This is a genomic window from Salinivibrio sp. VYel1 (genome assembly GCF_009377945.1).
GTDB lineage: Bacteria > Pseudomonadota > Gammaproteobacteria > Enterobacterales > Vibrionaceae > Salinivibrio > Salinivibrio siamensis.
In genome coordinates, this window is the sequence record NZ_RSAM01000007.1 from 99,906 (window position 1) to 122,559 (window position 22,654).

The following is a 22,654-nucleotide window of genomic DNA, read 5'->3' on the forward strand; positions in this document are numbered from 1 at the left end:
AAGAAGGTTTCATCAATCGCAGAAATCGAGCCAAGCCATTCGCGCACAGCGGCGATCTTCGCCATAATGAGGGGAGTCAAGGGTCGAAGGCAAGTGAACCAAGGCTTGCTGGTTAACTTGTCAGCTGGGATAATTGATCTTAGCCTACATATCAGCCCGTAAAATGTTGTAAAATTACGCACACACTGAGCCCTGAAGCTAGCCATGCATCTGGCTCCATGCCTCAGTGGTTGCTCCATGACATCCAATGTCATTGGCATCCAATGTCAGTCTTTTGCTTGAATTAAGAGGACGTAACATGTCTGCGAAAAAACCACTTGCACTGGTGATTCTCGATGGCTGGGGTTATCGCGACCCACAAAGCGATAACGCGATTACCAACGCCAACACCCCTGTGATCGACAGCCTCATGGCCGAGAACAGCACACTGATTTCAGCGTCCGGTTTCGATGTGGGTCTGCCTGATGGGCAAATGGGTAACTCAGAAGTTGGCCATGTCAACATCGGCGCAGGTCGCGTGGTTTACCAAGACTTGACCCGTATTGGCAAATCCATTGCGGACGGTGAGTTTAACCAAACCCCAGCACTGACGGCCGCCGTTGATAAAGCCGTCGATAAAGGCAAAGCCGTGCATATTATGGGTCTGATGTCGCCTGGCGGTGTACACAGCCATGAAGATCATATTGCCGCCATGGTTGAACTGGCCGCAGAGCGCGGTGCCGATCAGATTTATCTACACTGCTTCCTGGATGGCCGTGATACGCCGCCACGCAGTGCAAAAGCATCGCTAGAGCGCTTCGATGCCCTGTTTGAAAAGCTGGGTAAAGGCCGTACCGCATCACTGGTTGGTCGCTACTACGCCATGGACCGTGACAACAACTGGGACCGTGTCGAGCGCGCTTATGATTTGCTCACCCAAGCGCAAGGCGAATTCACTGCGACCAGCGCTGTAGAAGGCTTGGAAGCGGCTTACGCACGTGAAGAAAATGATGAATTTGTCGCCCCAACAGAAATTTACCGTGACGGTGACAACAAAGCGACCATCAACGATGGCGATGCGGTCGTTTTCATGAATTTCCGTGCCGACCGTGCTCGTCAAATGACGCGCGCCTTTATGCCGGATTTTGATGGCTTTGCGCGTAAAAAATACGCGGAACTGTCTGACTTTGTGATGCTGACAGAATATGCAGCCGACATCGATACCACGGTGGCCTTCCCACCTGAAAGCCTCTCCAACACGCTTGGCGAGTGGCTATCAAAAAATGGTAAAACTCAGCTGCGTATCTCTGAAACCGAGAAGTACGCACACGTGACTTTCTTCTTCAACGGCGGTATCGAGACCGTGTTTGAAGGCGAAGAGCGTGCCTTGGTCGCCTCACCAAAAGTGGCTACCTATGATCTGCAACCAGAAATGAGTTCAGAAGAGCTGACCGACAAGCTCGTTGATGCGATTAAGTCTGGTAAGTTCGATATGATCATCTGTAACTATCCAAACGGCGACATGGTTGGCCACACTGGGGTGTATGACGCTGCAGTACAGGCCTGCGAAGCCGTCGATCACTGCATCGGCCGTGTCTTGGAAGCCATCAAAGAAGTCGATGGTCAGATGCTGATCACCGCCGACCACGGTAACGCTGAGATGATGGTCAACGAAGAGACCGGCGGTGCGTATACGGCACACACCAACCTGCCTGTCCCGCTGATGTATGTGGGGAGTCAGCCGGTAAGCTTGAAAGAAGGCGGTAAGCTCTCTGACCTTGCACCGACTATGCTGGCATTAACCGGTATGGAGATTCCTGAAGAGATGACTGGCAAGCCACTGTTCGATCTGAAATAATCCCCCTATGCGGGAGAAACGAACACGCTTAAGCCAAACCCTCCGCGCCAGTGCATTATGCACTGGCGTTTTTCTCTGCCTGTTGATTGGCTCAGCCAATGCCAACTCTGAGCTAGAGGGAGTGAGCGATGAAATTGCCCGCCAACAATCGCAATTGGCGGCGCACAATAAAAAGCTCAATGCGTTACAAAGCGATCTAAAAGCACAGTCGAAACGCATTGATACCCTGTCTAAAAAAACGCGCCAAGCTCAGCAAACCCTGCAGCAGACTGATGCTCAAATCACGCGCCTAAGCAAAAAGCAAGCGCGACTCAAACAAGAGATGATTGCCCAGCAGGCACAGTTAGCCGAATTGATCGACGCCCAATATCGCCAAGGCGAGCATGATCAGCTCAAACGCCTACTTAGCCAAGAATCACCTACCAAGCTCGACCGACTCACGAAGTATGCTGAAGTGCTAGCAAGCACCATGCAGGAGGCGATCGAATCATTAGCTGCGACCCGCACCGATTATCAACTCACGGCCCACCAGCTCAAACAACAACGTGATAAGCAGGCTAGCTTGGTGGCAGAGTTAACCGAGAAAAAACAAGCACTGGAGCGGGAGCAAGCCTCGCAAAGCCAGACCGCGAAAAAAATCCGGGCCAAAATTGCCAGCGACAATGCTTATTTAGCTGAGCTCAAGACAAATAAGCAACGGCTGCAAGAACAAATTGCCGCGGCCGCGCGCCGTGCACAAGTAAAAATGGCGGGCATTGGAAAAGCCAAAGGCAAACTTCACTGGCCCACCCAAGGGAAGCTGCTCCACCGTTTTGGTGAGCGTCAGTCAGGTGAAGTCTCGTGGAATGGTATCGTAATTGGGGCCAAACGCGGTACCGAGGTCAAAGCGGCGCATGCGGGTAAAGTGGTGCTATCGAGCTGGTTGCGTGGCTATGGCCTATTGATTGCCGTGGACCACGGTAAAGGTGACATGACCTTGTATGGCTACAACCAAGCTTTGCTAAAAGACGTAGGCGATACGGTCACTGCCGGGGAAGCTATCGCCTTGGTCGGTGACAGTGGTGGACAATCCACCCCTTCTCTGTATTTCGAAATTCGCCGTAAAGGCAACACCATCAACCCCGTGCCTTGGCTGGATTAAACACGCCCACCTCATCGGCGGGCGCGTTTGTCATCTAACAGAGCCCATCGCCATGGTTCAACATGGACGCGGCAATCGTGGCATTTAGTTCTGCCAATCGAGGATCACCTTGCCTGATTGGCCTGAGCACATCACATCAAAGCCTTGTTGAAAGTCATCCACGCTGTAGTGATGGGTGATGATCGGGGTTAAATCCAACCCTGATTGGATTAACGACGCCATCTTGTACCAGGTTTCGAACATCTCACGGCCATAGATACCTTTGATCACCAAGCCTTTAAAAATCACTTGGTTCCAATCAATCCCCATATCACTGGGTGGGATCCCAAGCAGCGCTATGTTGCCACCGTGATTCATGGCCGTCAGCATGCTATTAAACGCCGCCGGCACACCAGACATTTCGAGGCCAACATCAAAGCCTTCACTCATCCCCAGCTCTTCCATCACGGATTCCAGCGAGGTATTGGCGACATTGACCGCACGAGTCACCCCCATTTTGCGGGCAAGCTCGAGGCGATACTCGTTCACATCGGTGATCACCACATGACGCGCCCCGACATGGCGCGCCACCGCAGCGGCCATGATCCCAATCGGACCTGCACCGGTGATCAGCACATCCTCGCCCACCAAATCAAACGAGAGCGCGGTGTGGACGGCGTTGCCAAACGGGTCAAAAATCGAGGCTAAGTCATCCGAAATCTCATCGGGGATTTTGAACGCATTATACGCAGGGATCACCAAATACTCGGCAAACGCCCCTTCGCGATTAACCCCCACCCCGACGGTATTACGACATAGGTGGGTACGACCGCCACGGCAGTTCCGGCAGTGCCCACAGGTGATATGGCCCTCACCAGAAACACGGTCACCCAGTGAAAAGCCACGCACTTCTTGACCAATGCCGACGACTTCACCGACATATTCATGGCCGACCACCATAGGAACAGGGATGGTATTTTGTGACCACTCGTCCCACTTATAAATATGCACATCGGTGCCACAGATGGCCGTTTTACGAATTTTGATCAGCAGATCGTTATGCCCCAGCTCAGGAAGCTCGGCCTCCGTCATCCAAATGCCGGGCTCCGCCTTGAGTTTGGCCAAGGCTTTCATGGTTGTTTGTGTCATGACATTACCCAATCAATTTCATCTCTTTGCCCACTTTGATGAAGGCATCAATGGCACGGTCCAGTTGCTCACGCGTATGCGCGGCTGACATCTGGGTACGAATACGTGCTTGCCCTTTGGGCACCACTGGGTAGGAGAAGCCCACCACATAGACACCCTCTTCCATCATCCGCTCGGCAAACTCACTGGCCACTTTGGCATCACCGAGCATCACAGGAATAATGGCATGATCAGCGCCCGCTAAGGTAAAGCCAGCTTCCGTCATGCGTGCACGGAAGTGTTGGCTGTTGTCCCAAAGCTGCTCACGCAAGTGATCACTTTCGGCCAGCATATCCAGTACGCGAATAGAGGCAGATACAATCGCCGGTGCCAGCGAGTTGGAGAAAAGGTAAGGGCGCGAACGTTGACGCAACCAATCAATCACCTCTTTTTTGCCTGAGGTGTAGCCTCCTGACGCGCCGCCCATGGCTTTGCCCAAGGTACCAGTGATGATGTCGACACGATCCATCACTTGATGATATTCGTGGGTGCCTCGACCGTTCTGGCCCATAAAGCCGACCGCGTGAGAGTCATCCACCATCACCAACGCACCATATTGCTCCGCCAGATCGCACACAGCCGGCAAATTCGCTACCACGCCGTCCATCGAGAAGACACCATCAGTCACAATCAAGATATTCGCCACACCGGCCGCTTTCGCCGCTTTTAGCTGGGCTTCCAACTCGTCCATATCGTTGTTGGCATAACGGAAACGCTTGGCTTTACATAAGCGCACGCCATCGATAATCGACGCATGATTTAGCGCATCAGAAATAATGGCATCGTCTGGGCCGAGAATGGTTTCGAATAATCCCGCATTGGCGTCAAAGCATGAGGAATACAGGATGGTATCTTCCATCCCGAGAAAGTCAGATAACTTGGCTTCCAGGGTTTTGTGCGCATCTTGCGTCCCACAAATAAACCGTACCGACGCCATACCAAAGCCGTGCTCATCCATGCCTGCTTTGGCAGCGTCCACCAACTCGGGATGGTTAGCGAGCCCCAAATAGTTATTGGCGCAAAAGTTCAATACCTGCTGTTCATGATTGACGGCCACACTGGCCGCTTGTGGTGAGGTGATAAGGCGTTCACTTTTGTACAAGCCATCAGCTTTAACTTGCTCAAGCTGATGACGGATTTGCTGGTAGAAGGCAGCCGTCATCGCAATCTCCGTGCTGTGATGATTACTTTGGGAAGGCCGCCGCACACATTGTGTACGACGAATGAATGCTTGCTATCATGGCACGTTCGCGCGTTTTGTGCCAATAAGGGGCGCGAGACAGTGATTCATATCGTGTAATCACTGACAAGCTGGGCGAATATCGCGCAATGCCACCACCGCCTAGAGAGATAGCTCAGTTCAATGTGTCCAGCGAGCGTGAGTCTTGGCGAACTAACTGCTGCTCGTAGTGGTCTATTAACGCAGTGATGGCCATTTGTCCCTGTGCCGATGTCAGAGGATGTAACAATGCCAGCATCTGCAAAATACCTTTGTAGATCACCCCTGCATGAATTTGCGTTTGGGGAGCTTGTGCACTTTGATAAAAAATCCAGCTCGACGCCACTTGCTTAAGCGTTTCTCCGACCGCAGACAAAGCACTGTCATTGAGACTCAGCCAACCGGCTTGACGGTAATGATGCAAAATGGTCATCAAGTTGGTTTGTAGCTGTTGCTGCGCCCCAAGATATTTTTGTTGCAGTGCTTCGTCACGACGCAAAATGTCCGGCAAATTGGCGTAAAAAAACCGATAACGCCACATCAAGCTAAAGGTCGCGTCCAAGTAATGCTGCAGCAAGGCTTGGGTATCATCACGAGGCTGACTAGGATCAAAGGCAAGGGCAAGATCTTGTGCGTATTGGTCGAATATACTGTGTATAATCGCTTCTTTATTACGGAAGTGATAGTAAAGGTTGCCCGGGCTAATCCCGAGTTCTGCTGCGATATGGTTGGTGGTGATATTCGGTTCACCATGTTGATTGAATAAAGCCAGTGCAGCATGGATAATTCGGTCTCGGGTTTTCATGTATGGTTCAGTCCTCTGCCCGGTTGATGCTTGACCATACTATCACAGTCAACAGTGATGGCGACGGGGTCTGTCGTCAGATAGAGATGAATTAGGTAACGATATGATTTTTGTGACTGGTGGTGCTGGCATGATTGGCAGCAACTTAGTAAAAGCACTGAACGAGCAAGGCTACCGTGACATCGTGGTGGTCGATAACCTCAAAGACGGCACCAAATTCGTTAACCTGGTTGACCTCGACATCGCGGACTATATGGATAAGGAAGATTTTCTTACCCAAATCATGGCCGGAGAGAACTTCGGCCCTATCGAAGCCATTTTCCACCAAGGCGCTTGCTCAGCGACCACAGAGTGGGACGGCAAATACATGATGCTCAACAACTACGAGTACTCGAAAGAACTGTTGCATTATTGTATTGACCGCGATATCCCCTTTCTCTACGCCTCGTCAGCAGCCACCTATGGCGGCCGCGACAGTAACTTCATTGAAGCGCCAGAGTATGAAGGCGCGCTGAATGTCTATGGGTATTCCAAGCAGCAGTTCGACAACTATGTCCGTCGTGTGCAAGAAGATGCCAAAGCCCATGGCGAGACACTGCCACCGATTACTGGCTTCCGTTATTTTAATGTGTATGGTCCGCGCGAACAGCACAAAGGCAGCATGGCGTCAGTGGCTTATCACCTCAATCAACAAATTCTAAAAGGCGAGAACCCCAAACTTTTTGAGGGCAGTGATACCTTCAAGCGTGACTTTGTCTATGTCGGTGATGTCTGCGCAATGAATATTTGGTTCTGGCAGCAACAGATCAGCGGGATCTACAACTGTGGTACCGGCCGCGCCGAGCCTTTTAGTGCGGTTGCCAATGCGGTGATTAATTTCCACGGTCAAGGAGAGATTGAAGAGATCCCCTTCCCCGACCACCTAAAAGGTCGCTACCAAGCGTACACACAAGCCGATCTGACCAAGGTGCGTGAAGCGGGATACACCGCCTCCTTTAAGACCGTGGCTGAAGGTGTCGCCGCTTACCTAGCCGAAATCAATCGCTAATAAAAGCAATTCGTCCCCCTTGATAGTGGGACGCGAGAAAGAGCAATGACAAAACAGCGACACGATTACGACGCGCACGCGTATAACCCAGAGTTCTCGCGTGCTTACTTAGCGCCTAAATTCTGGGGCACGTGGCTGATGCTACTCATCGCAATGCCTTTCAGCCTTCTGGTGCCGGCGCGCGGTAAGCATCGCTTCGCACAATGGGTGGCGCGCAAACTGGTTAAAAAGAAAAAAGGCACGATCCTTAACGCCTGGCTTAATTTGGAAGCCTGCTTTCCCGAGAAATCCGCGCAAGCACGCGAAGCCATATTAGTCGACACCTTGACCACCGCAGGGGCTTTTTTGCTGAGCTTTCCGCTGATCACCTTGCGCAGTCGCCAGTGGTTTCAACACCACTGTGATGTGACTGGCATGGAACATATCACTCGGCACACTGATAACGACGAAGCGGTGATCCTCTTTGTGCCCCATACTTGGGCCATCGATGCAGCCGCGATTTTATTTGCCTCGCAAGGGCTCCCCGTGGCGGCATTCTCAAAACGACAAAAAAACCCGCTACTAGACTGGCTGATGCATCGCCAACGCGTACAATATGGCGGTAACTGTTATGAGCGCGAAGCAGGGATTAAGCCCTTTATCCGTGCAGTTAAGCGCGGATTTTTGGGATATTACTTGCCCGACGAAGATATGCGAGATGAGAGCAGCGAGTTCGTGCCGTTTTTTGCCACCACCAAAGCGACCTTGCCGAGTCTAGGCAAGTTAAGCAAAGTCACCCGCTCGCATATTGTCCCTGTGCTGTCAGGCTTTGATGCCCAGACGGGTCGGTTCGTCATCGAGATTCACCCTGCGTTTAACGACTTCCCAACGGGAGACAGTTGCATCGACGCACGCATGATGAACCAACAAATAGAAACCATGCTCGACGGTCAGCTGGATCAATACATGTGGATCTTGCAGCTACTTCGTACCCGCGAGGACGGCCGTAATATCTACCAAGAAGCAAAGAGGAAACGGGCATCATGACCAGCGTATTAATCATTGGCCCATCATGGGTCGGCGATATGGTGATGTCGCAGTCTTTGTATAAAACCCTCAAGCAACAGCACCCGGATGCCAAGATTGATGTGATGGCGCCCGCTTGGTGCGCGCCAATTCTCGCGCGCATGCCCGAGGTTAATCGCAGCATTGAAATGCCACTCGGCCATGGCGAATTGGCACTTGGTAAGCGCTACCAACTGGGGAAACGCTTAGCAAAGCACGGTTATGATCGCGCCTACGTGTTACCTAATTCCGCTAAATCCGCACTGATCCCGTGGTTTGCGGGGATCCCGACGCGTACGGGTTGGAAAGGTGAAATGCGTTATGGCTTGCTCAACGACCTGCGTCCCAACAAGAAAGCGTTTCAATACATGGTTGAGCGTTATGTTGCCCTCGGTCACCCGCGCACCGAGATGCAAAGCTCTTCCTCGCTGGGAGGGCTCGACAACCTCCCTAAGCCGGCGCTAGACATCGATCCAGACGCCCAAGCGGCTGTCATCGCCAAACTGGGATTAAACCAAGACAAACCTGTGATTGGTTTATGCCCGGGGGCCGAGTTCGGGCCTGCCAAAAAGTGGCCAGAACAGCACTATGCTGAGGTCGCACGCCAAGCGCATCAACAAGGCTACCAAATTTGGCTTTTTGGCTCGGCGAAAGATGTTGAAACCTGTGAAAAAATTGCCGCTATCGCAGAGCATGCGCCTAATATTCATGTATTGGCAGGCAAAACCAACTTAATCGAAGCCGTCGACCTTTTAGGCGCGTGTCAAACCGTGGTCAGCAATGACTCGGGGTTGATGCACATCGCCGCGGCAGTCAACTGCCAAGTGATAGCCATCTACGGCTCAACATCCCCCGATTACACCCCGCCGCTGACCAGTAAGGTCGATATTGTGCACACGGATATCGAGTGCCGTCCTTGCTTCCAGCGCGAATGTCCCCTAGGGCACTTAAAATGTTTAAACGATCTCGCCCCGAGCCGAGTGTCTTCTTTAATTGAAACGGATAAAGCACCATGAGCAAAGGGAACAAAAAGATTGCCGCCGCACTCATCGTTAAAAACGAAATACATAATATTGAGTCATGCTTACAATCAGTGCACGACTGGGTAGATGAAATTGTGGTGATGGATGCAGGGAGCACAGACAACACACCTGAAATAGCCAAAAAATATACAGATAAAGTTTATATAGCATCTGACTGGCCCGGTTTCGGTAAACAACGCCAGCGTGCTCAGTCTTATGTAGAAAGTGAGTTCATCTTTTGGCTCGATGCCGATGAACAAGTAACGCCTGAACTAAAAGCAAACATCCTAAACGCTATCAATCATGGCCAATCCCACTGCGCCTACTATATAAATAGGCTTTCTAACGCCTTTGGTAAAGAAATCAAATATTCCGGCTGGCATCCAGATTGGATCTGCCGCCTCTATAAAACATCAGAAATGCATTATTCTGACTCACTGGTACATGAGCACGTTGTAGTCCCTGATACACATAAAAAAGTTTATTTAAACGGTGTCCTGCGACATAACACGTTTAATTATCTTCATGAGTATACGGCTAAAACAAATCAATACATTAGACTATGGAGCGATCAGCGAGAAGGGAAAAAATCGTCAAGCGTTTCGAAAGCTGTCGGGCATGCGATCTTTCGGTTTATTAAGATGTATTTCTTTAAAAAAGGATTTTTAGATGGCCGACATGGGTTTATCCTCGCGTTACTCAGTGCCAATGTTGTATTTACGCGTTATGCCGACTTATGGCTGAGAGACTATGTTAAAAAGCAGCGTTAAAATGCACATTTGTCACATCAATCTCGCATCAGGTTTTAGCGGTGGTGAACGTCAAACCCTCACCTTGATCCAGCAACAAGCCCAAATGGGCTATCAGCTCACCGCAGTGGTGAACCCCAAAAGCCCGCTGGTCAACGAACTTCGTGCGATACCTCAATGCCAGATCGTGCTTTGTCCGCACTATACTCGGCGACACGGGCGCTCAATCACCGCAACATGCGATCTGGTCCATGTCCACGAAGGCCGCGCCATTTATTGGGCGTTGCTTCAACACCTATTGCATCGTGTTCCCTACATAGTGACACGCCGCATTGATAACCCTTTAAAGAAAAAGTGGTTATCTCAACTGGCGTACCGCGAAGCCAGCGCGCTGGTCGGTTTGAGTTCGGAGATTATCCATCAACTAGAAAAACGCCACCCTGATGCCAAGTTAGTCAAAATCCCTAGCTCTCCTGTCACCTACCCTGTCTCACAAGATAAGGTTGAGCAAATCAAAGCGCACTTTCGTGGGAAGTTCTTGGTGCTTCATGCCGCCAATATGTATGCGCATAAAGGCTTTGATGTCACGATTGAAGCTGCACGGTTACTGGCTGACACATCACCTAACATTCAGTTTTGCTTACTCGGTGACGGCAAAGAGCGAGCGTCACTAGAGGCGCAAGCCCAAGGGATCACGAATGTGCAGTTTATAGGTAAACAAACTAATATGGGAGATTGGTTCGCGGCGGCCGATTTGCTTATCCACCCTTCTTATACAGAGGGATTGGGATCAGTTATTTTAGAAGCGATGGCAGCAGGGCTACCCGTGATAGGCGCTCGAGCCGGCGGGATCCCTGATATCATTACAGATGGTATTTCTGGACTACTTATCGAAGTTGGAGCCAGCAGCCAATTAGCAAAATTTATCACAAATATTGCCACTGATACCGCTTTTAGAGATCACCTTATTACTGGCAGTCTCGAACAAGCGAAAACTTTCGATGTCAGTCAAACCGCCTTGACCTACCAAACTCTGTATCAAAAAGTAAAGGACGAATCTTAGCTTGACAGCCCAGCAACCATAAAGGTTTGGGTTATAGAGGATCGGTAAAAATTGTCCCAATGTTTGTCTCACCAAATCTTCAACAGGACCTAACTTGTGCGCTGGATATATACACTCTTACTCACGCTTGCCGCCCCTTTTTTGCTTATTGGGCTGTACCGTAAACGGCCTGGTAAGCCTTCTGTTGGCGAGCGATGGCGTGAGCACTTTGGCGGTACGCCCAACGTAGACGGTCAGCCTATTTGGCTCCATGCGGTGTCGGTGGGGGAAGTTCTCGCGGCAAAGCCGGTGATCAGCGCGCTGCAACAAGCCTATCCAGACGTGCCGATCTTGGTCACCACCACTACCGCCACCGGCGCAGAGCAGGCCAGGCGTCTTGATGGGATCATACACCGCTATATGCCGGTTGATTTTCCATTTGCGGTAAAAGGCTTTCTCCGCGCGGTGTCACCACGGGTGTGCGTGATCATGGAAACTGAGCTTTGGCCGAATACCTTGCATCATGTGGGTCGAGCGGGCATTCCCATTACGGTTATCAACGCCCGGCTTTCTCAAAAAGCTTGCCAACGCTATCAGAAAATCGCACCGCTCTTTCAAGCCATGAGTAAACATATCGACTTAATCGTTTGTCAGCATCAAAACGACCAAGCGCGCTTTGCAAGCCTCGGTGTCGCTGACGACAAGCTTGCGGTGGCTGGCTCGGTGAAATTTGATATTAAAGCCGTGGATCCGGCGTTGGGTGCCACACTTCGCCAAGCGCGCGGTGATCGCCCTTGCTGGATAGGTGCCAGTACTCACGCGGGAGAAGACGCCACCTTGCTCGCCGCTCACAGTGTACTACTGCGCGATTACCCAGACGCGCTACTGATACTGGTCCCTCGCCACCCTGAACGTTTTGATGATGTTGCCCAGCTAGTGGCTAGCCAAGGCCTCAGTGTGCAACGACGCACCGAGGGTGAGCCGCTGGCACTCAGTACTCAAGTTTATCTTGGCGACACCATGGGAGAGATGATGACCTACCTTGCTGGCGCAGATGTGGTAGTGATGGCGGGCAGTTTTCTGGGTACCAAAGTGGGTGGGCATAACCTGCTTGAACCCGCGGCGTTAGGCAAGCCCCTTTTAACAGGCCCAAGCTATTATAATTTCCAAGTGATTGGTGATGCTCTGATTGACGCTGGCGCCCTACAGGTGTGTAACGACAGCCAAGATCTCGCTGCCAAAATCGGGGCTTTTTTCAGTGCACCCGCCCTTGCCGCACAAGCCGGCAACGCTGGGCTCTCTGTGGTAGAGCAAAATCGCGGCGCGGTCGAGCGCACTTTGCAGGCGATCGCGCCCTGGCTTAATCATCCACGCTAGTGCTACTTGCGGATATGGTTGTAGCCTTTTAATACGGCAGCCCAATCCTCGGGTTGCCAACGGATCTGACGCTTCTCTTTTTCTTTTTTAAACGAGCGATGAAGGCGGGCAAGGTTATCCTCTTTCCACTGTTCGCCATCGCGCTGTTGGCACTTATCGAAGTCAATCAGCCACAGCTTTCCTTTTCTATCACGCAGGATGTTGTGGATATTCAGATCGGTATGGCACACGCCTGCGTCGTGTAGGCGGCGAACCAAACGACCAATGGCACGATAATCATGGGCAAGTAAGCTATTTTCACTCAAGATAGCGACCAGATCGCGTGCACCTGGAATTTTCTCCACCAAGATATCAGCACGATAGGTACGGCCGTTTTTTACCGCGCGTGCAGCGACAGGACGAGGCACAGGCATTTTTTTCTCGCGAAGATAGGCCAGTAAGTTGAGCTCAGCGCCACAACGGGTCGCCTCCCACCCTTGAAACCAATACTGATCCTTCACGAATTTACCGAACAAACCACCGCGATAGTAATGACGTAACGCCATCTCCATTTTCGGCCCTCGGATAAAGAACGTGGTACCGCGCCCTTTGGCTGAACCGGTGACAGCGGCTTGCTGGTGCCAAAAATGAATATCAAAATACTGGCGAGGGTCGCCCTCCACTAAAGCCGGATCGTACCAAATACACTCGTTTTCGCGTTGCTCTACTTCTATACTCACGGTTTTTCCTGTTTGCGCACTCACGCTAGCGCACATTAGTGTACCTTGCTCGTCAATGGATTCACAGGCGATACCTCACGGGACCGTAAGAACAATGCGTGATGGACAAGGATTTGATAACCTCTTTCCAGATCAACGTTTTTAAGGAAAAGCTCGTGACACACAAACAGCATACACGCGTGATTTACCCAGGCACATTTGATCCCATCACGAATGGTCATTTGGACCTGATTGAGCGGGCAGCAAGGATGTTTGATGATGTGATTGTAGGGATTGCGGCTAGCCCAAGCAAAAAACCATTGTTCGATCTGGATGAGCGAGTGGCACTCACGCAAGCGGTTACCGCGCACCTTCCCAATGTCTCTGTGGTTGGGTTTTCAGGGTTGCTGGTCAATTTTGCCAAACAGTACCAAGCCAATATTCTGGTGCGCGGTTTGCGTGCGGTCTCCGACTTTGAGTATGAATTCCAACTCGCCAATATGAATCGTCGACTGATGCCCGCACTGGAAAGCGTCTTTCTGACTCCGTCAGAGGAGCATTCGTTTATTTCGTCTACCTTGGTCAAAGAGGTCGCGTTGCACGGCGGTGATACCAGTGAGTTTGTCGCGCCTAGCGTGCTAACGGCCTTACAAGAAAAGCTGCAAGGCAAGACGTCGTCATAAGGGCTGGCATTGTGGGCAAAAGACAGTTGCCCGCTGGCCGATGACTATGCGCTCAAGGGTCGTGTCACAGGCTGGACACGGCTCACCCGACTTTCCGTAAACGCGTAGCGCTTGAGCAAAGTAACCGGCCTTCCCGTCTACCTGCGTAAAGTCTTTTAGCGTCGTACCGCCTTGCGTGATCGCCGCGGCCAACACCGTTTTTATCTCATCCACCAGCGCCGTCGCTTCTGTTTGCGTCAGGCTACCGGCAGGACGTTTAGGGTGGATACCAGCACAAAACAGCGATTCATTGGCGTAAATATTCCCCACGCCCACCACGACGGCGTTGTCCATAATAAAGCTTTTCATCGCCATTTTTTTGCCTGCCGCCTTGTCCAGCAAATAATCTGAATTGAACGCATCGGTGAGTGGTTCAGGGCCGAGCTTTCCCAACACGGGATGCGGCAAATCTCCCTCCTGCCACAACCAGGCGCCAAAACGCCGCGGATCGTGGTAACGAATTAAGCGACCATTGCTGAGTGTCACATCAACATGATCATGCTTTTCCGGTGCCAGTGACGTGGGCAGCACCCGCAAACTGCCTGACATCCCCAAATGCACAATCGCAGTACCGACATCCGTCTCCAATAAAAGATACTTGGCGCGACGCGTGACGCGACGTATCACCTGGCCTTTCAACTGTTGTAACGTTTCGGGAATGGGCCAGCGTAGCTTGGGCTGACGAATGGTAATCTCGGTGACCGTTTGCCCTTCGACATACGGCATGATACCTAAACGGCTTACTTCTACTTCAGGTAACTCGGGCATAACACAGCTCTTAATATTTACGACTTTGATAGCGGGAAAAGATACCGACTATCCACTGACACAGCTAACCATTGGCCGTGTTCGTTTTGCATCAACCAAAACTGAGGTTGTTGATAATAGGTAATGCGAATGGGCTCTTGGTCGGGGCTGCGAGTAAGCTCCAACGTACGGGGAGAGGTTAATTGGGGTCGCAGCGACTGCAAGGTGGTGTCATCGATTTGTGTCCCAGTCAGCCCCAACCAGCGCTGAGCGAGCTCTGTCGGACTAATTACCAGGGGTTTATCCGATTGCCACCCCTCTAACGTACGCGTCAGTGTTAAATGGGAGAACCGCAACGACAGCACTTCACTGCGCGATTCAACCAGCGCGATTACCCCCTCAGGCGTCGCCCGTGCTTGGCGCTGATGGCGCAAATAATCTGGCAGCAGCATTAAGCCAAAAAAAACCACCACTGAGAAAATCAGGATGTTATTCCATGTCTGCCGCTTTAGCTTCATGTCGGTTCACCTGAGGACGTTACGCGTGTCCTCCGCAGTATAACCGCAAATGCGGCCAGATTTTAGTTATAAAAAAACCCAGCCGAAGCTGGGTCTTTCTCAAAGCGTCGATCAATTTACTTGATTTTGGCTTCTTTATACATAACGTGCTTGCGAACTACAGGATCAAATTTTTTGATCTCGAATTTGCTAGGCATGTTACGTTTGTTCTTGTCTGTGGTGTAGAAGTGACCAGTACCTGCAGAGGATACTAGACGAATCTTCTCACGAACGCCGTTTTTAGCCATTCTCTAATTCCTCTTATACGTTCTCACCGCGGGCACGCATTTCTGTAAGTACAGAATCAATGCCTTTTTTGTCGATGATGCGCATACCTTTAGTAGATAGACGCAGTTTAACGAAGCGTTTTTCGCTTTCTACCCAGAAACGATGAGTTTGCAGGTTCGGCAGAAAACGACGCTTGGTGGCGTTATTAGCGTGAGAGCGGTTGTTACCAACTACAGGACGCTTGCCAGTTACTTGGCATACTCGTGACATGAAAGTCTCTCCAAAATCGTTTCGGCTCGATATCAACCTTGTCCGCCAGTCCTGCATCGTTAAGGCCAGGTCGAAGGTCAAGGCTATCAAAGGTGGCGCATTATACTAACTGAATTCACATTGCTCAAGTCCCGAGCAGATCCTTTTATGCGCTTTTTGATCGTTTTTTTCGCCAATGGCGATCCTTAAGGGGATAACAACCAACCTCGTTCGGCGAACGATACCACATCTCCGTCCCCAATCACTAGGTGATCAAGCACGCGAACATCCACTAATGACAAGGCATTGGCAATTCTATCGGTAATATGTCGGTCTGCCTGGCTCGGCTCTGCCACGCCCGATGGGTGGTTATGGGCCAAAATCAGTGCAGCGGCATGCAATTCGAGCGCGCGGCGGACAATTTCTCGTGGGTAAACACTCGCCGCATTGTGCGTGCCTTCAAAAAGTTGCTCATCGGCGATCACGCGATGCTGATTATCGAGAAATAAAACGTAAAAGGCCTCGCGAGGCCGGTCGCGCAGTAACGTCGAGAGATAACGGCGAGTATGGTCCGGGCTGGTCAGTGCGTCAGTTTTGCTTAAGGTTTCTTTTAAATAGCGCCGGCTCAGCTCAAGCACAGCTTGAAGTTGGGCATATTTGGCGCTACCCAGTCCTTTTCGCTGACAAAACGCCCCTTGGTCGGCGCCCATCAGCGCCCGGAGCGAGCCAAAATCCTGCAACAGGTGGTCAGCCAGCGCTACCGCACTCATCCCTGTGACGCCGGTGCGTAGAAAAATCGCCAACAGCTCGGCGTCCGATAAGCTTTCCGCCCCTCGCGCTAATAAACGCTCTCTGGGTCGACAGTCTTGCGGCAAGGTTTTTAGGCTCATGGTGATCCCTCTTCAACGTTGCCGCCAGTTAAAGTAAGCCTCTTTCACGCCGCAATAGCTTTTCCATGTAACTGCGGCGCGCTCGTGGTTTTATCATGTGCTACCGTCAATGCTTTCAGCCACGCGCTAGCCATATCACATCCAACGCACGTCACACCCCATACGGATTCATGCGCTCAAACAAGCTTTTTGCACTAAGGATTATGGTATGGTTTCGTCATTGTCGTTCAAACACACAGAGCATTATGGCCAATAGTTCACAGCAGCCAGCCCAGACGCTGGCCGGTAAACGTATTCTGCTTGGCATGGGTGGCGGGATTGCCGCATATAAGTGTGCCGATCTCACCCGCCGCCTCATCGAGCGTGGGGCCACCGTCAAGGTGGTGATGACCCATGCCGCAAAAGAGTTTATTACGCCATTGACCATGCAAGCCGTTTCTGGGCATCCCGTGTCTGATAGCTTGCTCGACCCGGCTGCCGAGGCCTCAATGGGACACATTGAACTGGCTAAATGGGCGGATCTCGTGCTGATTGCCCCGGCAACTGCCGATTTGATTGCCCGGATCCACGCAGGCATGGGCAATGATTTGCTCACCACCGTATGCTTGGCCACCGATGCGCCTCTGGCGATTGCGCCAGCAATGAACCAGCAAATGTACCGCGCCCAAGCCACTCAGGCGAACTTACGTGGACTGCGTGCACGCGGCTGCTTGATATGGGGCCCCGCCAGTGGCGCGCAAGCTTGCGGCGATGTGGGCCTTGGGCGCATGCTCGAGCCGCTGGCCTTAGTGGCGGAATGCGAACGTTGGGCCGGCCCTAAACCGCTTTCAGGCAAGCGCGTGATGATTACCGCCGGCCCTACCCGCGAAGCCTTAGACCCTGTTCGTTATCTCTCTAACCATAGTTCAGGGAAAATGGGCTATGCCCTCGCCGAGGCGGCAGCCAGTTTAGGGGCCGACGTCACCTTAGTCTCTGGCCCGGTTGCGCTGTCAGCGCCAGCAGGAATCACGCGTATTGATGTCACCAGCGCCCAACAGATGCATGATGCGGTGCATGAGCGCATCACCGACCAAGATATTTTTATCGGCTGTGCCGCGGTCGCGGACTACCGTCCACAGCACATCGCCGAACAGAAGATGAAAAAGCAAGTGGATAAAGACGCGATGACCGTCACCATGGTAAAAAATCCCGATATTATTGCTTCGGTAGCGGGCTTAACGTCACATCGTCCATTTACGGTCGGCTTTGCCGCCGAAACCCAAGATGTCGCGACCTACGCGCGTGACAAGCTGGCGCGCAAAAAGCTTGATATGATTTGTGCTAACGATGTGTCTCAATCCGATCAAGGCTTTAACAGCGACCGCAATGCCTTACATCTGTTCTGGCCTGGCGGCGATCAGGCGCTGCCCGTCGAGGAAAAACGCTTATTAGCGCGCAATGTCATGGCACACATTCACGCGCGCTATTTACAACAAACCTGTCAGAAGCAACCCTGAACCACACAATACAAACAGCTTATATTGAGCAAAAATACAAGTTCAAAAGCGTGCGCCATGGCCACGCTTTTTGCTTTTAATACAGAGACCTCGTCGCTAAGATAGGAGGAAAGACTCACACTGGGCGGCACCTCTCCATGATGCCTCCTTTACTGGTCGCCAGTGTGATAGATAAAAAGACAAAGGAATCGCACCCATGGCAGCCCCAAAAAAAAGTAATCGCCGCGAAGAGATCCTCCAAGCGCTCGCGCAGATGCTGGAGTCAACCCAAGGCAGCCAACGCATCACCACGGCCAAACTCGCCGAACAAGTCGGGGTGTCTGAGGCGGCACTCTATCGCCACTTCCCCAGTAAAGCGCGGATGTTTGAGGGGTTAATCGAATTTATTGAAGATTCACTGTTATCCCGCATCAACCTGATCATTGAGGAAGAAAAGGACACCTTGGTGCGCCTCAAACTGATCTTGCAATTATTGCTGGCCTTTGGTGAGCGCAACCCGGGGCTCACGCGCATTATGACAGGTCATGCATTGATGTTTGAGCAAGATAGGTTGCAAGCGCGTATCAACCAGCTGTTTGAGCGCGTCGAGGCACAGCTTAAGCAAGTACTGCGCGAGCGTCGTTTACGTGAGGGAAAAGGGTTTCCATTGGATGAGGCGGTGCTTGCCAGCCAATTGATTAGCCAAGTGGAAGGCGGCTTTTGTCGCTACGTACGCTCGTCATTTAAACAGCTGCCGACCGCCAATTTCGAGCAATACTGGCAACTACTCACCAATCAACTGCAGTGAATAGCAGTGCAACGAGCGTAGTGCAGCTGGCGCACTCAAGCCAGCCAGCTGCACACCTGTAACTTAAATCCCGTCGCTCGCCTGGTACGCTTTCACCGCCTCTAGATGAGCCGGATCCGCTTGGCTTTGCTCCAAATAGGCGACCAAGTCCGACAAGCTAATGATAGAAACCACCTGACAATCGAAGTCACGCTCCACTTCTTGAATCGCCGACAGCTCACTTTGACCACGCTCTTGGCGGTCAATTGCCACCAACACCCCAGCAAGCTGCGCCCCTTGCGCTTGAATCAGTGTCATTGACTCGCGAATGGCAGTGCCTGCGGTTATCACATCATCCACCAACATCACACGGCCACTCAGCGCGCTGCCGACCAAGTTGCCGCCCTCACCATGGTCTTTGGCTTCTTTACGGTTGAAACAATAAGGCGTATCCACATTATGGTGCGCAGCAAGTGCTACCGCGGTGGTGGTCGCAATCGGGATCCCTTTGTACGCAGGACCAAACAAAACATCGTAATCAATCCCTGCATCCATCAACGCGGCCGCATAAAATTCACCCAGTTTTGCCAAGTCACGCCCGGTGTTAAACAAGCCGGCGTTAAAAAAGTACGGACTTTTCCGCCCTGATTTAAGCGTAAACTCGCCAAACTTTAATGCCTCTCGCTCAAGGGCAAACTCAATAAACTGGCGCTGATAGGCTTTCATTCGTTCCTCTCTTGGTTGTCTTGGTGACACGCCACATGTCACCCGGGGTCGGATAGATAAAAAAATAGCCCCCGATGTGGGAGCTATTCAATCTGTTATGCGTCGGCGAGTGCCGATTTTTGCGCGACGACAATGTCATCAATGCCCTTACTGGCCAACGCGAGCATCGCGTTTAGCTCATCGGGGGTAAACGGCTCCGCTTCGGCGGTGCCCTGCACCTCAATCATGCGGCCATCTTCGAGCATCACCACATTCATATCGGTATCGGCCGCCGAGTCTTCCACGTATTCCAGATCGCAAATTGGCGTTTGCTGATAAATGCCCACTGATACAGCAGCCACATGCCCACGCATCGGGTTAGCCGCAAGCTTGCCCTCGCGTACCAGCGCGTTAAGCGCGTCCGCCAGTGCTACACTCGCCCCCGAAATGGACGCCGTGCGCGTGCCGCCGTCGGCTTGAATCACGTCACAGTCAACGGTAATGGTGCGCTCACCCAGTGCTTTTAAATCGACCGCGGCGCGCAAACTGCGGCCAATCAAACGTTGAATTTCGACGGTACGGCCACCTTGTTTACCGCTGGACGCTTCACGACGGTTACGGGTGTGGGTTGCACGTGGCAACATGCCATACTCGGCAGTCACCCAACCTTGGCCCTTGCCTTTTAAAAAGCGCGGCACGCCCTCTTCAATCGTGGCGTTACAAATCACCTTGGTATCACCAAAGCACACCAACACAGAGCCTTCTGCGTGGGCCGTAAAACCTCGGGTAAAGCTAACGGGACGAATTTGGTCGAGTGCTCTTCCACTTGGGCGCATGCAAGTTACCTTATTGACTGACAGAATGTGGGCGCGATTATACGTGTTTCTCCGCCCGCTTGCGATCCCTGTCCGCCCGACAGACCAAGACAGCTGACGACAGGGGCGCGGATGCGTATAATCTTTGCCATTCACCTTCAGCACACAAGAGCAGGTACACATGATCCACAGTATGACCGCCTACGCCCGACAAGAACTCAAGGGCGATTGGGGCAACGCGGTTTGGGAAATCCGCTCCGTTAACCAGCGCTATCTCGAAACCTACATTCGCATGCCTGAGCAGCTACGTAGCCTTGAGCCTGTGGTACGCGAGCGTTTCCGCAAGCGCCTAGCCCGCGGAAAAGTGGAATGCAACCTGCGCTTTGATACCTCACAAGCCAGCCAAGATAAGCTCACCATCAATGAAGCCTTGGCCAAGCAAGTGATTCACGCCGCCAAATGGGTGAAAGAGACCGCGGGTGAAGGCAACATCAATCCGTTTCAAGTCCTGAACTGGCCAGGCGTGATGGAAGCGCCGGAGCAAGACACCGACGAGCTACACCGCGCCTTATTAGCTGGTCTTGATGAAGCACTCGATGCCTTTATCGCCGCACGTGCCAGCGAAGGCGAGAACATGAAAGCCCTGATTGAGCAGCGACTCGATGCCATTAGCGCCGAAGTGATCAAAGTGCGTGAAAAGATGCCCACCGTGATTGAGTGGCAGCGTGAACGTTTAACCACACGCTTAGAAGAAGCACAAGTGGAACTCGATCCAGCCCGCGTTGAGCAAGAAATGGTGATGCTGGCGCAAAAAGTCGACGTCGCAGAAGAGCTTGACCGCTTGGACTCACACGTTTCAGAAGCACATAAAATCCTCAAAAAAGGCGGCGCCTGCGGCCGACGCTTGGACTTTATGATGCAAGAGTTCAACCGCGAAGCCAACACCCTCGCCTCCAAATCAATCAGCACCGAAATCACCGCCTCCGGCGTCGAGCTCAAAGTGCTTATCGAGCAAATGCGCGAGCAGATCCAGAATATTGAGTGATAAATAGCGGTTCGCGGCGCTCAACTATCTGTTATATAAAGACAGCTCGGCTCTACATGTCGGGTTGTTTTGTATCGCCTATAGCGTTATGCGAGTCAGTGTCTTACCAGTGCCTGTTGCCGCCACCACTAAATTGCGAAAACGTTGATGCGTCTGGCGCTCAACCGTCAGCTGCTCCAGGATTTCACGCTGGTGAGGAAAAGGGGTCAGGTCGAAGAAAAACGTAGCGCCATCTTCTTCGCCACCGCGCTGCTGCCGAAGGGCTTGATTCAGTTTTTCGGTACTTTTTACATCTCCATCAAACCGCTCAAATTCATGCGACGCCCAATACGTTTCAAAGGTGCTGAGTGATTTATTGATAATGTGGGGAATTTCTTGCGAGGTAATTTTTAGGTTCCACTCCAAACCATTCGTCAGTGCAGAATGAGAGAGGTTTGACGATCCGATATAACCGGTGTGATAGCCGGTCTCGCGTAAAAACAAATAGCTTTTTGCGTGAAGGCGCTCGCGCTCAGTATTGTAGCTTAACTTCACCTCGGTATTGGGTAAGCTGGCTAAGTACTCCACCGCTTTCGCATCTGTCGCGCCCATGTATGACGTAGTGATAACTTTTAACTCGCGTCCACTACGGGTAAAGGCTTCCAGCTCTTTGCGGAAAATTCTTATCCCTGCCCATTTGATGAATGACACCAACCAATAGATTTTGTCTGCGGATAAAATCTCTCTTTTCAGCTCTGACTCCAATGAAAGGCCCGCATTACTGCCACAAAAAAGCTCACTTTGCGTTAAGCCGGTTAGCGGGAAAACATCTTGCACATAACGCGGTAAATCAGATGCTATCGGGTTTTCAAACTCATAAAGGGCCGTCAGTATTTTCCCCTGACTCGCGAGCAGATTATCGTCGATAATGTCTTTATCGTGGATCTGGGTTTTCAGCCACAGCAAGAATTGGTTGGATAGCGAAATCTGCTGAGCTAGGCGATCGTCACTGGCGGGCACCGCGTCGAGCACATGATGTAAAACATGCGATAAAAAGCGAGACAACCAAACGGACGCCTCGTTGCTGGTAAGCTCTCGCTCACCCACATAGAATCGTTCTCGATCAATACGGCTCTCAATAAGCTGCGTTACCAGCTGCTCATAAATTCCGACCTGCTGCATTTTTTCCTTCCACGCGGTAAGCCAGTTTCACCTTACAAACCACGGATTGTAGGCACTATGAAAAGATCACTTTTCTATACTTTTCAAACAATAGTAACAAAGAGTTAAGTCACACTCTCGTCTG

Annotated in this window: 23 protein-coding genes and 1 pseudogene; 12 read left to right on the plus strand and 12 right to left on the minus strand. The window is 51.7% G+C overall.

The window, feature by feature from the left end; translation table 11 throughout:
* Nucleotides 1-298: 298 nt before the first annotated feature.
* On the plus strand, nt 299-1,837 hold the full coding sequence (gene gpmM, locus EHW58_RS08460) for a 2,3-bisphosphoglycerate-independent phosphoglycerate mutase (RefSeq protein WP_046074712.1): 1,539 nt from the start codon (nt 299-301) through the stop codon (nt 1,835-1,837).
* A gap of 7 nt (nt 1,838-1,844) precedes the next feature.
* Entirely contained in the window at nt 1,845-2,978 is a 1,134-nt protein-coding gene (locus EHW58_RS08465; protein ID WP_152795903.1) for a peptidoglycan DD-metalloendopeptidase family protein, read from the plus strand.
* A gap of 84 nt (nt 2,979-3,062) precedes the next feature.
* Here the strand turns inward: EHW58_RS08465 and tdh are convergent, their stop codons facing one another.
* The 3 genes from tdh to EHW58_RS08480 all read right to left on the minus strand — a co-directional run bounded on the left by tdh (nt 3,063) and on the right by EHW58_RS08480 (nt 6,169).
* Complete coding sequence (gene tdh, locus EHW58_RS08470) at nt 3,063-4,091, minus strand: L-threonine 3-dehydrogenase (protein WP_100297960.1); 1,029 nt, start codon at nt 4,089-4,091, stop codon at nt 3,063-3,065.
* Between the two features lie 19 nt (nt 4,092-4,110).
* Nucleotides 4,111-5,307: a glycine C-acetyltransferase gene (locus EHW58_RS08475; protein WP_046074709.1), complete on the minus strand. Its 1,197-nt coding sequence runs from the start codon at nt 5,305-5,307 to the stop codon at nt 4,111-4,113.
* A 193-nt stretch (nt 5,308-5,500) separates the two neighbouring features.
* Nucleotides 5,501-6,169 carry a TetR/AcrR family transcriptional regulator gene (locus EHW58_RS08480; RefSeq protein WP_046074708.1) on the minus strand — a complete coding sequence of 223 codons (669 nt, stop codon included), beginning with the start codon at nt 6,167-6,169 and terminating at the stop codon, nt 5,501-5,503.
* Nucleotides 6,170-6,272: 103 nt separating this feature from the next.
* On the opposite strand from EHW58_RS08480, the gene rfaD reads away from it, so the two are divergent.
* From rfaD to waaA, 6 genes are all read left to right on the plus strand, one after another.
* Nucleotides 6,273-7,217, plus strand: a complete 945-nt coding sequence (rfaD, locus tag EHW58_RS08485) for an ADP-glyceromanno-heptose 6-epimerase (RefSeq protein ID WP_152795905.1) — start codon at nt 6,273-6,275, stop codon at nt 7,215-7,217.
* 45 nt (nt 7,218-7,262) lie between these two features.
* Entirely contained in the window at nt 7,263-8,243 is a 981-nt protein-coding gene (gene lpxM / locus EHW58_RS08490; protein WP_152795907.1) for a lauroyl-Kdo(2)-lipid IV(A) myristoyltransferase, read from the plus strand.
* A complete protein-coding gene (gene waaF / locus EHW58_RS08495; RefSeq protein WP_152795909.1) occupies nt 8,240-9,277 on the plus strand; it encodes a lipopolysaccharide heptosyltransferase II in 1,038 nt (345 codons plus the stop codon). Before lpxM ends, waaF begins: the two co-directional genes overlap by 4 nt.
* Nucleotides 9,274-10,053 (plus strand): glycosyltransferase family 2 protein, encoded by a 780-nt coding sequence (locus tag EHW58_RS08500; RefSeq protein ID WP_152795911.1) that lies wholly within the window; start codon nt 9,274-9,276, stop codon nt 10,051-10,053. Before waaF ends, EHW58_RS08500 begins: the two co-directional genes overlap by 4 nt.
* A gap of 1 nt (nt 10,054) precedes the next feature.
* The gene (locus EHW58_RS08505) at nt 10,055-11,095 is read left to right on the plus strand and encodes a glycosyltransferase family 4 protein (protein WP_152795913.1); all 1,041 of its coding nucleotides are present in this window, start codon (nt 10,055-10,057) and stop codon (nt 11,093-11,095) included.
* A gap of 96 nt (nt 11,096-11,191) precedes the next feature.
* On the plus strand, nt 11,192-12,451 hold the full coding sequence (gene waaA / locus EHW58_RS08510) for a lipid IV(A) 3-deoxy-D-manno-octulosonic acid transferase (RefSeq protein WP_172970013.1): 1,260 nt from the start codon (nt 11,192-11,194) through the stop codon (nt 12,449-12,451).
* Between the two features lie 2 nt (nt 12,452-12,453).
* On the opposite strand, the gene EHW58_RS08515 is transcribed toward waaA, so the two are convergent.
* Entirely contained in the window at nt 12,454-13,164 is a 711-nt protein-coding gene (locus tag EHW58_RS08515; protein ID WP_241828666.1) for a 3-deoxy-D-manno-octulosonic acid kinase, read from the minus strand.
* A gap of 119 nt (nt 13,165-13,283) precedes the next feature.
* Between EHW58_RS08515 and coaD the strand changes: the two genes are divergently transcribed.
* Nucleotides 13,284-13,832 (plus strand): pantetheine-phosphate adenylyltransferase, encoded by a 549-nt coding sequence (gene coaD, locus EHW58_RS08520; protein WP_370517151.1) that lies wholly within the window; start codon nt 13,284-13,286, stop codon nt 13,830-13,832.
* Here the strand turns inward: coaD and mutM are convergent.
* From mutM to radC, 5 genes are all read right to left on the minus strand, one after another.
* Nucleotides 13,827-14,639, minus strand: a complete 813-nt coding sequence (gene mutM, locus EHW58_RS08525; RefSeq protein ID WP_152795915.1) for a bifunctional DNA-formamidopyrimidine glycosylase/DNA-(apurinic or apyrimidinic site) lyase — start codon at nt 14,637-14,639, stop codon at nt 13,827-13,829. The two genes, coaD and mutM, sit on opposite strands and share 6 nt — an antisense overlap.
* A gap of 17 nt (nt 14,640-14,656) precedes the next feature.
* Nucleotides 14,657-15,136, minus strand: coding sequence for a hypothetical protein (locus EHW58_RS08530; RefSeq protein WP_046074697.1), 480 nt, complete (start codon nt 15,134-15,136; stop codon nt 14,657-14,659).
* A gap of 116 nt (nt 15,137-15,252) precedes the next feature.
* The gene (rpmG, locus tag EHW58_RS08535; protein ID WP_046074696.1) at nt 15,253-15,423 is read right to left on the minus strand and encodes a 50S ribosomal protein L33; all 171 of its coding nucleotides are present in this window, start codon (nt 15,421-15,423) and stop codon (nt 15,253-15,255) included.
* Nucleotides 15,424-15,436: 13 nt separating this feature from the next.
* On the minus strand, nt 15,437-15,673 hold the full coding sequence (rpmB, locus tag EHW58_RS08540) for a 50S ribosomal protein L28 (RefSeq protein ID WP_046074695.1): 237 nt from the start codon (nt 15,671-15,673) through the stop codon (nt 15,437-15,439).
* Between the two features lie 185 nt (nt 15,674-15,858).
* Nucleotides 15,859-16,542, minus strand: a complete 684-nt coding sequence (gene radC / locus EHW58_RS08545) for a DNA repair protein RadC (RefSeq protein ID WP_046074694.1) — start codon at nt 16,540-16,542, stop codon at nt 15,859-15,861.
* A 245-nt stretch (nt 16,543-16,787) separates the two neighbouring features.
* On the opposite strand from radC, the gene coaBC reads away from it, so the two are divergent.
* Together coaBC and slmA are read left to right on the plus strand one after the other, a co-directional pair.
* Nucleotides 16,788-18,038, plus strand: a complete 1,251-nt coding sequence (coaBC, locus tag EHW58_RS08550; protein WP_152795917.1) for a bifunctional phosphopantothenoylcysteine decarboxylase/phosphopantothenate--cysteine ligase CoaBC — start codon at nt 16,788-16,790, stop codon at nt 18,036-18,038.
* Between the two features lie 196 nt (nt 18,039-18,234).
* Nucleotides 18,235-18,825 (plus strand): nucleoid occlusion factor SlmA, encoded by a 591-nt coding sequence (gene slmA / locus EHW58_RS08555; protein WP_077578225.1) that lies wholly within the window; start codon nt 18,235-18,237, stop codon nt 18,823-18,825.
* 63 nt (nt 18,826-18,888) lie between these two features.
* Here the strand turns inward: slmA and pyrE are convergent, their stop codons facing one another.
* Nucleotides 18,889-19,530 carry an orotate phosphoribosyltransferase gene (gene pyrE / locus EHW58_RS08560; RefSeq protein WP_152795919.1) on the minus strand — a complete coding sequence of 214 codons (642 nt, stop codon included), beginning with the start codon at nt 19,528-19,530 and terminating at the stop codon, nt 18,889-18,891.
* Nucleotides 19,531-19,625: 95 nt separating this feature from the next.
* On the minus strand, nt 19,626-20,345 hold the full coding sequence (gene rph / locus EHW58_RS08565; RefSeq protein WP_069361927.1) for a ribonuclease PH: 720 nt from the start codon (nt 20,343-20,345) through the stop codon (nt 19,626-19,628).
* Between the two features lie 160 nt (nt 20,346-20,505).
* Between rph and EHW58_RS08570 the strand changes: the two genes are divergently transcribed.
* Nucleotides 20,506-21,369 carry a YicC/YloC family endoribonuclease gene (locus EHW58_RS08570; RefSeq protein ID WP_069361928.1) on the plus strand — a complete coding sequence of 288 codons (864 nt, stop codon included), beginning with the start codon at nt 20,506-20,508 and terminating at the stop codon, nt 21,367-21,369.
* Nucleotides 21,370-21,465: 96 nt separating this feature from the next.
* Here EHW58_RS08570 and EHW58_RS08575 read toward each other — a convergent pair.
* Nucleotides 21,466-22,530: pseudogene (locus tag EHW58_RS08575) on the minus strand (phospholipase D-like domain-containing protein); the annotation flags it as partial.
* Nucleotides 22,531-22,654 lie beyond the last annotated feature (124 nt).

What these genes read in the sequence shown, in the direction of transcription:
- EHW58_RS08465 (WP_152795903.1), top strand. Translation starts at nt 1,845, where the DNA reads ATGCGGGAGAAACGAACACGCTTAAGCCAAACCCTCCGCGCCAGTGCA.
- EHW58_RS08480 (WP_046074708.1), bottom strand. Translation starts at nt 6,169, where the DNA reads ATGAAAACCCGAGACCGAATTATCCATGCTGCACTGGCTTTATTCAAT.
- rpmB (WP_046074695.1), bottom strand. Translation starts at nt 15,673, where the DNA reads ATGTCACGAGTATGCCAAGTAACTGGCAAGCGTCCTGTAGTTGGTAAC.
- pyrE (WP_152795919.1), bottom strand. Translation starts at nt 19,530, where the DNA reads ATGAAAGCCTATCAGCGCCAGTTTATTGAGTTTGCCCTTGAGCGAGAG.
- lpxM (WP_152795907.1), top strand. Translation starts at nt 7,263, where the DNA reads ATGACAAAACAGCGACACGATTACGACGCGCACGCGTATAACCCAGAG.
- mutM (WP_152795915.1), bottom strand. Translation starts at nt 14,639, where the DNA reads ATGCCCGAGTTACCTGAAGTAGAAGTAAGCCGTTTAGGTATCATGCCG.
- rpmG (WP_046074696.1), bottom strand. Translation starts at nt 15,423, where the DNA reads ATGGCTAAAAACGGCGTTCGTGAGAAGATTCGTCTAGTATCCTCTGCA.
- gpmM (WP_046074712.1), top strand. Translation starts at nt 299, where the DNA reads ATGTCTGCGAAAAAACCACTTGCACTGGTGATTCTCGATGGCTGGGGT.
- tdh (WP_100297960.1), bottom strand. Translation starts at nt 4,091, where the DNA reads ATGAAAGCCTTGGCCAAACTCAAGGCGGAGCCCGGCATTTGGATGACG.
- radC (WP_046074694.1), bottom strand. Translation starts at nt 16,542, where the DNA reads ATGAGCCTAAAAACCTTGCCGCAAGACTGTCGACCCAGAGAGCGTTTA.
- rfaD (WP_152795905.1), top strand. Translation starts at nt 6,273, where the DNA reads ATGATTTTTGTGACTGGTGGTGCTGGCATGATTGGCAGCAACTTAGTA.
- EHW58_RS08500 (WP_152795911.1), top strand. Translation starts at nt 9,274, where the DNA reads ATGAGCAAAGGGAACAAAAAGATTGCCGCCGCACTCATCGTTAAAAAC.
- waaF (WP_152795909.1), top strand. Translation starts at nt 8,240, where the DNA reads ATGACCAGCGTATTAATCATTGGCCCATCATGGGTCGGCGATATGGTG.
- coaBC (WP_152795917.1), top strand. Translation starts at nt 16,788, where the DNA reads ATGGCCAATAGTTCACAGCAGCCAGCCCAGACGCTGGCCGGTAAACGT.
- EHW58_RS08475 (WP_046074709.1), bottom strand. Translation starts at nt 5,307, where the DNA reads ATGACGGCTGCCTTCTACCAGCAAATCCGTCATCAGCTTGAGCAAGTT.
- EHW58_RS08570 (WP_069361928.1), top strand. Translation starts at nt 20,506, where the DNA reads ATGATCCACAGTATGACCGCCTACGCCCGACAAGAACTCAAGGGCGAT.
- EHW58_RS08530 (WP_046074697.1), bottom strand. Translation starts at nt 15,136, where the DNA reads ATGAAGCTAAAGCGGCAGACATGGAATAACATCCTGATTTTCTCAGTG.
- EHW58_RS08505 (WP_152795913.1), top strand. Translation starts at nt 10,055, where the DNA reads ATGCACATTTGTCACATCAATCTCGCATCAGGTTTTAGCGGTGGTGAA.
- slmA (WP_077578225.1), top strand. Translation starts at nt 18,235, where the DNA reads ATGGCAGCCCCAAAAAAAAGTAATCGCCGCGAAGAGATCCTCCAAGCG.
- rph (WP_069361927.1), bottom strand. Translation starts at nt 20,345, where the DNA reads ATGCGCCCAAGTGGAAGAGCACTCGACCAAATTCGTCCCGTTAGCTTT.